At 60.0% G+C, this 15,705-nt stretch carries 7 protein-coding genes; all 7 read left to right on the top strand.

The genetic code is table 11. The annotated features are described in order from the left end of the window. Positions 1 to 32 precede the first annotated feature (32 nt). The 7 genes from ACFOTD_RS23235 (at position 33) to ACFOTD_RS23205 (ending at position 15,610) form a co-directional block, all read left to right on the top strand. On the top strand, positions 33 to 4,241 hold the full coding sequence (locus tag ACFOTD_RS23235; RefSeq protein WP_378122321.1) for an Ig-like domain-containing protein: 4,209 nt from the start codon (positions 33 to 35) through the stop codon (positions 4,239 to 4,241). Between the two features lie 46 nt (positions 4,242 to 4,287). Continuing rightward, positions 4,288 to 6,162 (top strand): S-layer homology domain-containing protein, encoded by a 1,875-nt coding sequence (locus tag ACFOTD_RS23230; RefSeq protein ID WP_378122320.1) that lies wholly within the window; start codon positions 4,288 to 4,290, stop codon positions 6,160 to 6,162. A 225-nt stretch (positions 6,163 to 6,387) separates the two neighbouring features. Next, positions 6,388 to 8,784: a dockerin type I domain-containing protein gene (locus tag ACFOTD_RS23225; RefSeq protein ID WP_378122319.1), complete on the top strand. Its 2,397-nt coding sequence runs from the start codon at positions 6,388 to 6,390 to the stop codon at positions 8,782 to 8,784. Positions 8,785 to 8,789: 5 nt separating this feature from the next. Then, positions 8,790 to 11,429, top strand: a complete 2,640-nt coding sequence (locus tag ACFOTD_RS23220; protein WP_378122318.1) for an S-layer homology domain-containing protein — start codon at positions 8,790 to 8,792, stop codon at positions 11,427 to 11,429. Positions 11,430 to 11,922: 493 nt separating this feature from the next. Then, positions 11,923 to 12,915: an ABC transporter permease gene (locus ACFOTD_RS23215; protein WP_378122317.1), complete on the top strand. Its 993-nt coding sequence runs from the start codon at positions 11,923 to 11,925 to the stop codon at positions 12,913 to 12,915. Positions 12,916 to 12,954: 39 nt separating this feature from the next. After that, positions 12,955 to 13,884, top strand: coding sequence for a carbohydrate ABC transporter permease (locus tag ACFOTD_RS23210; RefSeq protein ID WP_378122316.1), 930 nt, complete (start codon positions 12,955 to 12,957; stop codon positions 13,882 to 13,884). A 118-nt stretch (positions 13,885 to 14,002) separates the two neighbouring features. Next, positions 14,003 to 15,610, top strand: a complete 1,608-nt coding sequence (locus ACFOTD_RS23205; RefSeq protein ID WP_378122315.1) for an ABC transporter substrate-binding protein — start codon at positions 14,003 to 14,005, stop codon at positions 15,608 to 15,610. The last annotated feature ends 95 nt before the right edge of the window (positions 15,611 to 15,705 follow it).

The following is a 15,705-nucleotide window of genomic DNA, read 5'->3' as shown; positions in this document are numbered from 1 at the left end:
CGAGATGGCTCCGACGAGAAGGGAAGAGGATCATGGACAACAAGATTACCGGCAAGTCCTTTGCTTGGCACCGAAGAAGCCAGATGCTAACGTTATCCGTCCTGTTGGCCGCAGCGCCGATCGCGGGCGCGGTCCCGGCGCATGCCGCGGACAGCGCGATTATAGCCGCGCCAGTCAAGAACCTGGACGTTAATTGGATCGCCGGTTATGCAGGGAATAACGCAGTGGGTGCTCCGATCGTCGTCAACGGTTCTACGGTGACGATTGACTTGGCCGGCCACACAACGTGGCAGCCGGAACCGGGCATGCGGCTCTCGGCAACATCGGACAACACATCTGTAACCGCTTCCGTCAGTGCGGGCAAGCTCTCGGTCACGGTGCTCGGTGCCGGAACGGCGAATATCGAGCTCAAGGCGGAGAAGGACGGGGCGCCTCCCATTATCGATCGGATTCAATTTCTGATTACGAAAATCGGCGATACGACCGGGGACGGGCTGGTTACCTCGGCGGACGCCTTATATATCACCAAGGTCGTCAACAGCAAAGTTCCTCTCTCCGACGAGGAGATCAACCGCCTGGATATCAACCGGGACGGAAAGGTGACGACAGCGGACGCGACGGCGCTGCTCGCCAACTATGTCGGCAAGACCGGGCCGCAGTCGGTCACCTATATCGTAAGTATCAAGGAAGACAACGATGCGCCGTTTACGACGGGGACCTCGATTGCGGGCACGCTCAAGACGGGCGGCACGTTGACGGCGAACTACGCTTACGCCGACGTCGAAGGGGATGCCGAGGGCGCCTCCGCGTTCAGATGGTACAAGGGACTCGTTGCGGACGGCTCCGACAAATCGCTTATCGCAGGCGCCGAGGAGCGAACATACGTCGTTAAGGACGCGGACGTCGGTTATTTTCTGTTTGCGGAGATTACGCCGGTCGCTGCCGAAGGAACGGCGCGCGGCGCGGCTGCTACAGTATCCACGGATCGGGCAGTGCCCGATACGACGCCGCCGGCGCTGGCGGCGGTTAACGCTTTGACGCCTGCGGGAACGATCGCGAAAGGCGACATGGCGAAGGACTTCGTCATGACGTTTACGGAAAAAGTGAAGGCCGGTACGGGCAGCATCAAGCTGTGCAAGGTATCGGACGGCAGCGTGGCCGTCTCTTACGAGGCGGGCGACACGGCGCATGTGACGTTCGCGGACAACAAGGTGACGATTAAAAATCCGGGTCTGGCCGACGTAACCGCGTATTACGTAGAGGTCGAACCAACGGCGGTCGCAGATCTGGCGGGCAATGCTTATGCGGGTACGAACGGCAGCGCGACGTGGACGTTTACGACGCCGGACACGACGCCGCCCGTCGTGTCGACGCAGTCGCCGGCAGCCGGCGCGCCGAACGTGCTGAGAGGCGCGGACTTTGTGCTGACCTTCAACGAGCCGGTGAAGGCGGTATCGGGCAAGAAGGTTTATATCTATAAGCAAGGCGGCGCGACGCCGCTGTATACCTATGACGCTGCGGACGGGACGAAGATCGACGTGACCGGCGCGACGGTATCGGTCACGCATCCGGATCTGGACGAAGCGGTGAATTACGAAGTGCGGGTCGAAGCGGGGGCGTTTGCCGATCTGTCGGACAACGCGTTCGCTGGCGTGAATGCTGGCTGGACGTTTACCGTGCCGGATATAACGCCGCCGTCCATGAGCACGTTTGCACCGGCGAACCAAGCCAAACGCGTCGATGCCTCGTCGAATCTTACGCTTACCTACAACGAGGATATGGTCGCCGTAGCGGGACATGCCATTAAAATCTATGACGCGTCCGCTCCTTCCGCGCCGTTGGCGGTCATCCAGGCCGACGATACGGCGCGCGTATCGATCTCGGGCGGCACGGTCACGATTCAAAATCCGGGTTTGAGCGACAATGCGGCGTATTACGTAGACGTTCCGGCAGGTGCCTTCGCCGACGCGGCCGGCAATGCGGCTCCGGCCATTGCGGGCGCTTCGGCCTGGTCCTTCACGACGCCGGATACGATCGCACCTACGCTAACCTCGAAGTCGCCGGTCGACGGCGCCGTGACGGGCAGCAAGGATTTCGAAGCGACGCTGACCTTCAGCGAACCGGTCAAGGCCGCGGCAGGCAAGCACATCACGGTCTACAATGCCGCGGACGACACGGAGGCGCTCCAGTTCGAGACGACGGACACCGCGAATGTAGTCATAAACGGAAATGTCGTAAAGATGCTCGATATGCATATGGCGGAGAACGCCGCCTATTACGCCGTGATCGACGAGGGGGCCTTCACGGATGCGGAGGGCAACGAATACACAGGCATCGCCGGCAAAACGAATTGGAGATTCGCGACGCCGGACACGATCGCGCCGACGGCTGCGACGCTGAACCCGGTGCAAGGGGCGACGGGCGTCAGCTTGAGCGCGGACTTTGTCATCGGCTTCAGCGAGCCGGTCGTTGCAGGCAGCGGTACGATCGCGATCAAGCGGGCGTCGGATAATGGTACGGTCGCTTCCTACTCGGCCGCGGATACGACCAAGGTAACGTCGAGCGGCGCTCAAGTCACGATCCATAATCCTGGACTCGCCGACGAGACGGAATATTATATCGAGATCTCAAGCTCCGCCTTCGCGGACGCAGCAGGCAATGCCTTCTCCGGCTTCGCCGGCGACGCCGGCGTATGGAGATTCACCACCCCGGATACGGCGGCGCCGGTAGCCGGTACGTTGACGCCCGCCGATCAAGCGACGGGGGTCAGTCTGACCGACGACATCAAGATCGATTTTAACGAAAATATCAAAACAGTAAGCGGCAAAAAGATTGCGATCCGCAACGCGGCCGACGACAGCTTGTTCGCCGAGTACGATGCGTCCGATACGGCAAATGTGACCGTCAGCGGCAAGACGCTCGCGATTGCACATGCGAAACTGGCTGATGCGACCGATTATTATGTAAATATTGAGGCCGGCGCGATTACCGACATGACGGGCAACGCCTTCGCAGGAATGAACGGCAAGACCGCATGGCGGTTCGCTTCGGCGGATTCGCGCGTCTTCGGCGCGGAGAATATCGCGGAATTTTCCGAGAAGCAGATGAATGAGGACGGCGGCGCGATTCTGCTGCTTACGATCGCGGGCGATCAGTTCCATTTCGACCTGGATCAGGATGACAATGAAGTGTTCGATCAAGCAAATATTCAGCTGAATCATGCGCCGGCGGGCCTCACGGTCCTTAGCGTGGACAAATTCGACGACGAGACGCTGATGCTCAGCCTCGATTACGACGGCACGCCAATGAACGCTGACGTGACCGACTTTAGCGTTACGGTGCTGTCTTCGGGTCTTGCGAGCGGCAAAACGGTCACTTCGAACGCGTCAACGATTACGGCCATGCCGCGTTCGTTATCGATTGCAAGCCGCTCGCCGGCCGCAGGAGAGGCGGACACGGACAAGCGGGGCGCGCTCAGCATTACGTTCGACAAGGCCGTTACGGCCGTTGCAGGGAAGACGGTATCGATCCGCAAAAAGTCGGACGACAGCCTCGTGCAGAGCATCTCGGCGAACGACACTTCCAAAGTGACGATCAGCGGAGCGACGGTCACGATCCAGCCGAACATGCTGAGCAACCTGACGGAGTATTACGTGCAGATGGATGCGGGCGCGTTCAAGAGCGCGGACGCTTCCGCGAGCCCGGCGATGAGCGCCAACACCGATTGGTCGTTTAAGACGATCGAAGAGATCCCGGGGCCTTACTTCTCGCAATACCTGGATGCCGGGGACGGACGAATCGCGCTTGAACTCTACAATACGTCCACGCAGGATGCGACCGGCTACAGTGTCGTCGTGTACAAGTATATGAAATCGACGCACCAGATGTCGGTGACGACGGTGCCGATGCTAAAAGTTGTTCCGAGCATGCCGTTTATCTTTATTGATTCCATCTTTTACGATGCCATGGATGTCATGAACATTTGGTACTATAACGACGAGCTGGACCTGTACAATCCGAACAGCTTCTCCGTTACGGCATTGGTTCTGAAGAACGGCAGCGGCAAGGTTATCGACGTGCTTGGCGATCCGACCGTGACGACGGATATCAAATTTATGCCGAACGGCGGGACGATCATCCGCAAGCCGCAGACGTACGGCGGTGCGCCGAAGTTCCAGCTCGGTCAATGGACGAGCTTCCCGAAGGGCACGCTTCAGTATTTTGGCACGCACACGAATTAACCTCGCATAAGGCATCTTATGATTATCAATATAACGGAGGTTCAACATGAGCATACGCAATCGTACATCCGCTGCGCGCAGAGCTGCGCTGTTCGTTATCATCCTGCTGCTCGGCATGCCGGTCGCCGCTTTTCGCACCGCCTCGGCCGAGCCGGCAGCGCCCGACGTGAAGCTCGTCATCGGCCAAGCATCCGCGACGACCGGGAGCGCCGCCACGATCCCCGTCTCGGTCAAGACCGAAAAGGCGATCGCTTCCTACAACGTTCAGATCGATTACGACCCCAAGGCGGTCGAGATCGTCTCGGTCGCGCCCAAGTACGGCAGCACCGACGAAACTCAATGCCTGACCGACGAAAAAGGATGTATCCGCACAAATTTCGACAATGAAGCTGGATGGCTGCGCGCCGCCTGGATCGATCCGAGCGCGGGCAGCGCGGCGGAGCATCCGATCGCTTCCGATCAGACGCTGTTCGAGATTCAGGTACAGGCGAAAAACCAGACCGGCAACCAGGCGTTGTCGATAAACGCTTCGAGCGCGGAGAACTTGTCGTTCACAGGCGGCACGTTTTCCGGCGCAAAGGCCAATGCGCTTACGGTCAGCGTCGAAGCCGGGCAATTGAGCGTGAGCAGTCCGAGCTCGACCAAGACGAGTTCGGAGCTGAAGGTCTACATTGACGGACAGGTGCAGCCGAAGTCTGCGATCGTAACCATAGATAAGGTCGGCGGTCGTACCGTGGCGAACATCGCCGTAGACAATGACGCCGTGGAAGCGCGCATTGCCGGCAATGAGACAAAAAAGCTGCTTCTTGACGCGAGAGGCGACGCCTCCGGCGCCATCGTCTCCAAGCTGAACGGCAAACTCGTGAAGACGATGGAGAGCAAGGAAGCCGTGCTGGAGATTGAGACGGACAAGGGCGGCTATACGCTGCCTGCCTCGCAAATCCGCATCGACGACATCTCCGCGCAGATCGGCAAGGATGTCGCGCTGCAGGATATCGAGATCAGCGTTCGCATCGCCGATCCCGAAGACGCCGATCTTGCGAAGATTGAGCAAGCGGCGCAAAGCGCAGGCGCCTTGCAGGTCGCGAAGCCCGTCAGCTTTGAAGTCGAGGCTTCCTATGGCGGTAAAGTCATTAACGTCAGCCGGTTCGGCAGCTACGTCGAACGGAGCGTGGCGTTGCCCGAGGGCATCGATCCGTCCCGCATCACGACGGGCGTCGTGCTGAACGCAGACGGCACTGTCTCGCATGTGCCGACGGTCGTCACGGAGAAGGACGGTAAGTATTATGCCACGATCCGCAGCCTGACCAACAGCGTATACACGGTGATCTGGCACCCGAAAACCTTCGCGGACGTGGCCTCCCACTGGAGCCGGGACGACGTGAACGATCTGGCCTCCAGGCTGGTCTTGAACGGCGCGACGGCAACGGCCTTCGAGCCGAATCGCGGCGTTACGCGCGCCGAGTTCGTCTCGATTCTGGCGCGGGGCTTGGGCCTGCACGTCGAGCAGGGTGCCGGAGCGGCGGCGGCTTACACGGACGTGCCGGCCGGAAGCTGGTATGCGGATGCGGTGCGCATCGCGGCTTCCTACGGTATTGCGGGTGGATATAGCGACGGGACCTTTAAACCGGGCGCATCGATCACCAGGCAAGAAGCAATGGCGATGCTGGCCCGCGCGATGAAGCTGACCGGGTTGTCGGCCGGCAGCGTAAGCTCGTCCGGCGATGTATTGGGCGCGTTCGCCGACGCCTCGGGCATCGGCGCCTGGGCCAAGGACGCAGTTGCGTCTGTCGTGGAAGCCGGGCTGGCGCAAGGCGCGGGCGGCAAGCTGAATCCCGGCGCCGGGATCACCCGCGCGGAGACGGCGGCCATGGCGCATAGGCTGCTGGTGAAGGCGGGTTATATTGACGGTACGTTGTGACGTAGATCGGCATTAAGCCGAACCATAAGGCATCGACAGCAGAGCGCCCCGGCGCTCTGTTGTTGCGTCTGAAGCCAATAAGCGGCGCGGGGTGCGAGACGCCGGATTCGCAGAACGTGGACTGTTTTGCGTTAAGCGATTGTTCAGAAGAGTCAAGTAGAATGGAAAAAGTTGTCGAATTGTGTCTGATAGACATGGAACAGCATCGAGGGGAGATTAACGGATTTGAAAAAATCGTTCGCATGGAAAAAATCCGCGGCAGCAGCCATGCTTGCCCTGCTCGTCGCGCTGACAGCATGGTACGTGACGCCGGCGCAGGCTGCGCAGTGGAGTTTCGCCGAGGGAAGCAGCATTACCGGCCTTAACGTGAACGCGTCGAGCACGGCCATGTATCCGTCGATGATCGATTTTAACGGTAAGCTGTACGCAGGATGGTCGGAGCTTACGGGATCGTCTTATCAACTGCGCGTCAAAAAATATGACGATGCTTCAGGCGGTTGGATATCCGGAGACGATGGCTCTCCGATTAACGTCAAGTCGAGCGACCACGCGCTGAGACCTTCCTTTGCCGTCTACGGCGGGGCGCTGTATGTGGCTTGGGATGAGGGCCAGCCTTCCATCCAGAACATTCGCGTCAAAAAGCTGGTAGACGGCATTTGGAAGTCCGTCGACGGCGGCGGGGCAAACGGCCTGAACATCGATGTCACAAAAAGCGCGACAAATGCGCGATTGGTCGTTTATAAGGACGTCCTCTACCTGTTCTGGGAGGAGGACAACGCGCAGGGGCGCTCGCAGATTCGGGCCAAGAAGTACGCCGGAACCGGCTCGACGTGGACCGCTGCAGACGGCGGCGCGTCGTTGAACGTAAGCAGCTCGGATCTCGGCAGAGACGCGAGTTTGGCCGTTCAGGACGGAAAGCTCTATATGGCGTTTACTGAACTGGACAATAAGGGCGAATTCGCCGTGGTTCATGTCAAGGCATTTGACGGAACGAACTGGACGTTGACCGACAATCCTGTCTCCGGCATTAATGTGAATGCGTCGCAATCCGCGAGCACGCCTTCGCTAGCCGTATACGGCGAGGGAGCGGGACAGCTCTATGTAGCCTGGAACGAGTATGTGGAAAACGCACAGAACCCAGATATGCCTGCAGCCCAGACCCGAGTCAAGAAATGGAACGGCTCGGCCTGGGTGTCGGCTGAAGGCGGATCCTTGAATTACGATCAGGGATACAGCGCTTATAAGGTAAATCTGAGGGCTTACGCAGGCAAGCTTTACGCTGCTTGGTCGGAGGAACCGTCCTACCAGATCCGCGTCAAAGCATACGACGGACAAGCATGGTCCTGGGCGGACGGCGGCTCGGATCAAGGGATCAACAGCAGTCTTGCGAGCCAAGGCATGATGCCGTATCTCGAGGTTCATGCGCGCCCGTCGGGGGATGAACTGTTCGCCGTTTTCATAGAAAACAGCCAGGTTCGCGTCACTCGCATGGCACCGCCCAACGCGGCGCCGACGGCAAGCGCGGTGAACTTCACAGGTACGTTGAAGGAAGGCCATACGCTGACTGGCACGTACGACTATGCGGACAATGAGAATGACGAGCAAGGCACAACGAAATTCAAGTGGTACACGGCAAGTGACAGTGCCGGCACTGCGAAGGTCGAGATCGCTGGCGCAACGTCGGAGCAGCTTCAGTTGACGAACGCGCAGGTCGGCAAGTATATCGTCTTCGAGGTGACGCCGGTCGCGAAGGTCGGCACGATTACTGGTACACCTGCAACGTATGCGAGCGCCGCGCCTGTCGCTGCAAACGCGGCACCGACGGCGAGCGCTGTGAGTTTCACAGGCACGCTGAAGGAAGGCAGTACATTGGAAGGTTCGTACACGTACGGCGATGTCGAAAACGATGAACAAGGCGAGACAACGTTCAAATGGTATACGGCGACCGATGCCGCAGGAACGGCGAAAACCGTGATTGCGGACGCGACTACGAGCTCGCTGCAGCTGACGACCGCGCAGGTCGGCAAGCACATCGTCTTCGAAGTGACGCCGATCTCGCTGGCCGGCACGACGACAGGCACGCCGGTTACCTATACGAGCGCAACGCCTGTCGCAGCGAACGCTGCGCCGACGGCGACCGGCGTACACGCGACCGGCGGCTTGAAGCTGCTGCAGACGCTGACGGGCAGTTACGCGTATGCAGACGCGGAAAATGACGCAGAAGCAGAAGGCGCATCTATCTATCAGTGGTATGTCTCCGACGATGCCGACGGCACGAACAAGACGGCGATCGCGGGCGCTACGGGCAAGACGCTCGTTCTGAAGGCGGCGCAGTACGGCAAGTTCGTAAGCTTCGAAGTAACGCCTGTCGCATCTACGGGAACGGCGACGGGCGCATCCGTCGAGAGTGCCCCGCTCGGACCGGTCGGCGTGCTGAAGGGCGACGTCAACGGCGACGGTTATGTCTCGCCTGCTGACGCGCTGATTGCCAATAAGTACATCACAGGCAAGACGACGTTGACCGACGAGCAGAAGGTCATCCTCGATATGGACGACGACGGCGACGTCGATACGGACGACGCCAAGATCATCCTGGCGATCTATAACGGGGAGAGGAAGTGAGCGGCATGCAGGTTATTCAACGAATGATTAATGGCGGCGGAATCGGCCGTCGTCTGACCGCCGCGCTGCTGACGCTGTGCCTGGCCCTCGGGCTGCTGCCGGCAGCGGCGCAAGCGGCGCCGTACCAACAGTTTAAGGCATCGGCGGCGAATGCAACGGGCCGGGGCGGGGAGACGGTGGACGTCACCGTCTCGCTGCAGCCGAACAGGGTACCGACCATCACCGTATACGAGGGTTTTCGGGCGTACACGCTGCGCGTGCAGTACGATCCGCAGGTGCTGAAGCTGAAGAGCGACGGCATCAAGGACAAGACGGACGCGGCGCACTTCGAATCGGACACGTCGGTGGCGGGCACCGTCTATGTCGCCGCCGATACGTTCGGCATCGGAACTGATGGATTGATCACGGGAACGTCGGACGTCTTCACGCTGACGTTCGAAGTCAGCAAGGACGCGGCGCCTGGGACGACAAACGTCGTACTCGACGAAGGCACTTATACGTATAGCGTGGAGCCTCTTGAAATCCAGAGCTATGCAGATGCGCAAGTGACGATCGAAAACGATGCGCCGATGGCCGGCAGCGTCGCGATCGACGGCACGCCGTCGGTCGGCCAGACGCTGACGGGCAAATACGCCTATGCGGATCGGGAAGGCAATGCTGCAGGCGTCTCGATGTACCAATGGTACGCGGCGTCCGATGCATCGGGCGCGGACAAGACCGCGATCGAAGGCGCGACGGCGATGACGCTGGAGCCGACGGATGCGCTGCTCGGCAAGTACCTGTTCTTTGCGGTGACGCCGGTGGCGGCGGGCGGCGCGACGACGGGCACGGCTGTGCTGAGCGCGGCGGTCGGACCGGTCGACATGGCCCGCGGGACAACGACGGTCGGGATCGGCCGGGTATCGGGTCTGCAGGGAGCGACCGTCGACGTGCCGGTGACGCTGACGGCAGCTTCGGCGAATGTCGGCTCGTACGGGATGAAGGTGGCGTTCGACCCGGCAGCGCTTGAGGTGACGGGCATTGCCGGACCTGGCGGCGAGCTGTTCGACAGCGGCTACGATAATGAAGACGGCTGGCTGAGAGCGGCCTGGGCCGACCTTACAGGCGGCGACAAGGCGCTCAAGGTTGGAGACAAGCTGTTTACGGTGACGTTTAAAATCAAGACGGATGCAGCGTACGGCAACTATGCGCTGAAGGTCGCCGACGAGGCGGATCTGCGGCAGTTCACGGTGACGGACGCTTCGGCATACGAGACGGTGAAGACGCTGACGGCGGGCGGGGTCGAGGTGTACGCGCCGTCGACGGCGCAGCCGGACAAGGAAATCATCTACGTTGACGTGAAGGATGCCGGCGCTGCGAGCGGCGGCGCGGTCGCCAAGGCGCAGATCGAGCGCACGAAAAAAGCGGACGGCACGAAGAGCGACAAGGTCGTGCTGACGGCGGACCAGGCGAAGCAGACGGTGGCAAGCATCATCGCCGCGGGTTCGAAGATGGCGAACATCATCATTCCGGATACGAAGGACGAAGTGTCCGAAGTGAACGTGACCGTGCCGAAGGATGCGGGCCAACTGATCCGGGACGCTAAAATCGGACTCGGCATCGTGACGGACAACGTGAAGGTACAGATCCCGGCGGCGTCGCTGCAGGACTTCACGGACGAGCTGTACTTCCGGTTCGTGCCGATCAAGAGCGAGGCCGGCAAGCAAGAAGCCAAGGCGCGCGCTGAAAAGGATGCGGCCGTGAAGGCGGCGGCAGGCGAGCTTGGCGTCACGGTCGTCGGCCGTCCGATGACGATCGAAACGAACCTGCAGGGCCGCGAAGTCACGTTGGTCATGCCGCTGAAGGGTGTAACGCTGAGCCAGGCGGAGCTTGCGAACCTGGGGATCTACGTCGAGCATAGCGATGGCACGAAGGAGTTGCTGCATGGCAAGCTCGTCACGTACAATAGCGGCGTGCAGGGCATTGAATTCAAAGTGAACAAGTTCAGCACGTTCACGCTCGTGAAGACGGCGGGCGAGGCACATGAAGCATATGTTCAAGGCTATGCCGACGGCACGTTCCGTCCGGAGCGGACGATTACGCGCGCCGAGATCGCGGCGATCCTGGCGCGGACCGTGACGCTGCCTGCTACGACGGCCGACATCGCATACGGCGACGTGGCGAGTGGCTACTGGGCTAAGAACGTAATTTCGTCGGTAACGACGATGGGACTGATGAAGGGCTACGCGGACGGCACGTTCGGCGCGGAGAAGCCGATCACGCGCGCCGAGCTGGCGAGCCTGGCGGCGAAGCTGATGGACGGCACGATTGCCGGTGGCGATGCAGGAAAGGGATTCACGGACACCGCGGGCACGTGGGCGGAATCGGCGATCAAGCAAGTCCAAAGCGCCGGCATCATCAAGGGTTATGAGGACGGCAGCTTCCGTCCGGGCAAGCCCGTGACCCGTGCAGAGGCGGTCGCGATCGTGAACAAGCTGCTCGGACGCAGCGCGGCGGCAGCCTTAGCTGCCGAAGCCGCGGCCGTATCGCCGTGGCAGGATGTGCCGGCCACGCACTGGGCTTACGGCGATATCCTCGAAGCATCGATTGCGCACGGCTATACGACAAGCGCCGAGGGCGCTGAGCAGTGGATTTCCGGCAACTGATCATAACACGTTAAAGAGTGGACCGAGCGTCGTTTTTACGGCGTTCGGTTTTTTTATCGCAGCTTGTACTAATTCGGCACAAATGGCGAAGAAGTCCCGGATAGAACTACATTCGTGCGGCGGACAGGCAGGGTGGGCGAAGAGGTCCCGGATAGAACTACATTCGTGCGGCGGACAGGTAGGATTGGTCGAAGAGGTCCCGGATAGAACTACATTCGTGCGGTGAGCAGGCAGGAGGGTCAAAGAAGTCCCGGATAGAACTACATTTGTGGGGCGGACAGGCAGGATGATCGAAGATGTCCCGGAGAACTACATCGACGCGGCAGATACAAAATGGGCAAGAGGCTGCAGGATGGCCCGATGCAGCTCCGAGCTCACGCATACGCTCGCACGAGTCACAATAATGCTATCTCGGTCACCGTTGTAGATAGATGGCGTACCGGGGCGGACTGTACAATGACATCACAGACCAAACGTAAGGAACGTGATGGAGATGGAGCAGGCCACGCCAACCGTGCCGGCCGCGATCAAGAAGCGCAAAGCGGTTAAGGCCAAGACGCTGAATCAGGGCTATTGGAAAAGGTACGGCGTGTTTTACCTGATGATGGCGCCGGCGTTGATCGTATTGATCGTCAATAACTATATTCCGATGGCAGGCGCGCTGATCGCGTTCAAGCAGATGACGTACCAGTCTCCAAGCTTCATCGAGAATTTTATGGACAGTCCGTGGGTCGGCTGGGGCAACTTCAAGTATTTGTTCGCGAGCAGCGACGCCTGGGTCATCACGCGCAACACGATGGCGTACAACGCGGCGTTCATCGCCCTCAACACGATCATCGGCGTCGGGATCGCGATCGCGCTGAACGTCATGCGCAACCGGACGCTGTCCAAGCTGCATCAGACGGTCCTCTTCCTGCCCTACTTCATGTCGTGGATCATTCTCTCGTATCTCGTGTACGCGTTCCTCAATCCGGACATCGGCATCCTGAACAAGTTTGTCCTGCCGTGGTTCGGCGCCCAGCCGATCGACTGGTACTCGGATTCGAAATGGTGGCCCGTCATCCTGCCGCTCGTCAACACGTGGAAGGGCATCGGCTACTACGCGGTCATCTTCCTCGCGGCGATCGTCGGCATCGACAACGAATATTACGAAGCCGCCCATATGGACGGCGCGACCAAGTGGAGGCAGATCTGGACGATCACGATTCCGCTCATCCGCCCGGTCATCATCACGATGACGCTGCTGCAGATCGGCCGCATTTTCTACGCGGACTTCGGCTTGTTCTTCCAGGTGACGCGCAATGCCGGTGCGCTGTACGACAAGACGCTGGTCATCGACACATACGTGTATCAGGGCTTCCTCGTCTCGGGCGATATCGGGATGTCCTCGGCGGCCGGCCTCTATCAGGCGGTCATCGGCTTCATCCTCGTGCTGACCGCGAATCTGGTCGTCAGACGCATCAGCAAGGACGACGCCTTGTTCTAGGCGCCCGCCGCCCGCGATTACAGAAGGAGGAACCTATCCATGGCAACCAGCGTCATCCGAAAACGCAAGTTCAACGCGAACGAAATCTCCGCCGGCACCAACGCCGTGATTAATACGGTCTTCTGGATTTATAGCGCGCTCTGCGTCATCCCGCTGCTTATCGTCGTGGCCGTCTCGCTGTCCGACGAACGCACGGTAACGGTCGAAGGCTATAACATCTGGCCGAAAAAATTCAGCCTGGGCGCCTACGATTTTCTGCTGAACGACTGGAAGCCGATCGTCCATTCGTACGGCGTGTCGATCTTCGTCACCGTCGTGGGCACGCTCGTCGCGCTCTCCATCATGACGCTGTACGCGTACCCGATCTCGCGGCGGGACTTTAAGCACCGCGGCATCTTTTCCTTCATCGTGTTCTTCACGATTCTGTTCAACAGCGGACTCGTGCCGTTCTACCTGACTTACAAGCAAGGGCTCCATCTGCAAAATACGCTGCTCGTCCTCATGCTGCCGATGTTCGTCCAGGGGTTTTTCGTCATCCTGATCCGCACGTTTTTCTCGGGCTCGATCCCGCCGGCGCTTATCGAATCGGCCAAGATCGATGGAGCTGGGGAGCTTCGCACCTTCGCCCGGATCGTGCTGCCGCTGTCGCTGCCCGTGCTCGCCTCGGTCGGACTGCTGTGCACGCTGAATTATTGGAACGACTGGTTTCTGAGCCTGCTTTTCATCAACCAGGACGGACCGATGAGCATCCAATTTCGCATGTACAAGACGCTGCTCGATATCGCATACTTAAGCTCTAACTCCCAGGCGTACTCGGCGATCATGCAGGCGAATCCGAACTTCCGGATGCCGAGCGAGACCGCCCGGATGGCGATGGCCGTCGTCGGGATCGGGCCGATCATCTTCATCTATCCGTTTTTCCAGCGCTACTTTGTCCAAGGGCTCACCGTCGGCGCCGTCAAGGGCTGACCCGATCCGGCCGTCGCCCCGCGCGGCGGCTGCCGGGCCCATCGTGCAGGCTGAACCCGGTTACCGGCCGGTTCACGCATATACAGCTTTACTCACTATGAAAAGGGAGGCAATACCCATGTTCGTACAAACCAAGCTCGGCAAGTCCGCGCTCGCCCTCGCGGCGCTCTCCGTCGTGCTCGCAGGCTGCGGCGGCAACAACGACAACAATAAAGGCGCCGACGCGTCTTCGTCGTCCTCGGCCTCAGCTTCGCCTAAGGCGTCCGCCAGCGAATCCGCATCGGCGAGCGCTTCCGCCTCCGCGTCTCCGTCCGCCGCGGCATCGGACCTCAAGGAATACAAGCTGACGCTGTATCTCCCCGGCACGCCGCCCAAGGACGAAGCGAAGGTCGAAGCCGAGATCAACAAATACCTCAAGGAAAAAATCAACGCGACGCTCGATATCAATCTGGTCGACTGGGGCCAATGGGATAACAAGATGAATCTTGCAATCGCTTCCCGCGATCCGATGGACATCATCTTCACCGCCAGCTGGAACGGCCACGCGACCAACGTCGCCAAAGGCGCCTTCCTGCCGCTGAACGATCCGAACGGCAAATACGGCAACCTGCTCGAAAAGTACGGCCAGGACATTCTGTCCACGCTGCCCGATGCGTTCCTGACGGGCGCCAAGATTAACGGGTTCAACTACGGCATCCCGACGAACAAGGAGCTCGCCGAGCAGGGCGGCATCATCTTCCGCAAGGATATCGCCGACGAGCTGGGCGTCACCGACCAGCTGATGGCGGCCAAGACGATTGCGGACCTCGAGCCCGTCCTCGCCAAGGTCAAGGCCGAGAAGCCCGAGATGACGCCGGTGTTCCTGCGCGACGGGGATAACTTCAACGCGCACTACTTTGCCAAGTACGACTTCCTGGGCGACAATACGATCGAAGGCGCGATCATGAAGGACGGCGACGAGACGACGGTCAAGCCGCGCAACGAGCTGCCGCGCTACAAGGAGACGCTGGAGATTACCCGCGATTTCTTTAAAAAGGGATATATCAACAAAGACGCGGCCACGACGCAGCTGAGCGGCAACGACGCGATGAAGAAGGGCAACGTGTTCATGATGACCTCGGCGCTCAAGCCGGGCAAGGACGCCGAGACGGCGAACGCGACCGGTCTCGCAGGCAAGCTGGCGCAGGTCGCCATGACGGAACGCACCGTCGCGACGAGCGACACGGCCGGCTCGATGCTCGGGATCTCCACCACGTCCGGCGATCCGGAGCGCGCGATGATGTTCATCGACCTGCTGCACACCGACAAGTACCTGAACAATCTGCTCAACTTCGGTATCGAGGGAGATCACTATACCAAGAACGGCGAGATCATCACGCCGACCGACAATACGGGTAACTACGCGATCGGCGCGACCTGGATGCTGGGCAGCCAATTCCTGAACTACGTCTGGAACACGGAAGCGCCGGACAAGTGGGAGCAGTTCAAGAAGTTCAACGAAGGCGCTCACAACTCGCCGGGCCTCGGCTTCACGTTTAACGCGGAGCCGGTCAAGTCGCAAGTATCCGTCGAGTCCAACATCCGCAAGCAGTACGACCCGGGCCTCGACACCGGCTCGATCGATCCGGCTAAGGCCGACGAGTATTACAAAAAGCTCAAGGCGAACGGCCTTGACGCCATTATCGCCGAGAAGCAGAAGCAACTGAATGCGTTTCTGGGCAAGTAAATCGTAGATTGGCAAAGGAAAGCCGCCGGCGCGGAAGCGCTCGGCGGTTTTGCTGCGGAGCGCGGAAAATGTCGCTTCCGGGAGAACGCTCGTTC

Source organism: Cohnella sp. GCM10012308 (assembly GCF_042649185.1).
GTDB lineage: Bacteria > Bacillota > Bacilli > Paenibacillales > Paenibacillaceae > Cohnella.
The sequence above is the reverse complement of the archived record's forward strand: the minus strand, read 5'-3'. Positions and strand labels throughout refer to the sequence as shown.

Bases quoted from the DNA above. Each gene is read 5' to 3' on its own strand.
- ACFOTD_RS23235 (WP_378122321.1), top strand. From the start codon at position 33: ATGGACAACAAGATTACCGGCAAGTCCTTTGCTTGGCACCGAAGAAGC.
- ACFOTD_RS23230 (WP_378122320.1), top strand. From the start codon at position 4,288: ATGAGCATACGCAATCGTACATCCGCTGCGCGCAGAGCTGCGCTGTTC.
- ACFOTD_RS23220 (WP_378122318.1), top strand. From the start codon at position 8,790: ATGCAGGTTATTCAACGAATGATTAATGGCGGCGGAATCGGCCGTCGT.
- ACFOTD_RS23215 (WP_378122317.1), top strand. From the start codon at position 11,923: ATGGAGCAGGCCACGCCAACCGTGCCGGCCGCGATCAAGAAGCGCAAA.
- ACFOTD_RS23210 (WP_378122316.1), top strand. From the start codon at position 12,955: ATGGCAACCAGCGTCATCCGAAAACGCAAGTTCAACGCGAACGAAATC.
- ACFOTD_RS23205 (WP_378122315.1), top strand. From the start codon at position 14,003: ATGTTCGTACAAACCAAGCTCGGCAAGTCCGCGCTCGCCCTCGCGGCG.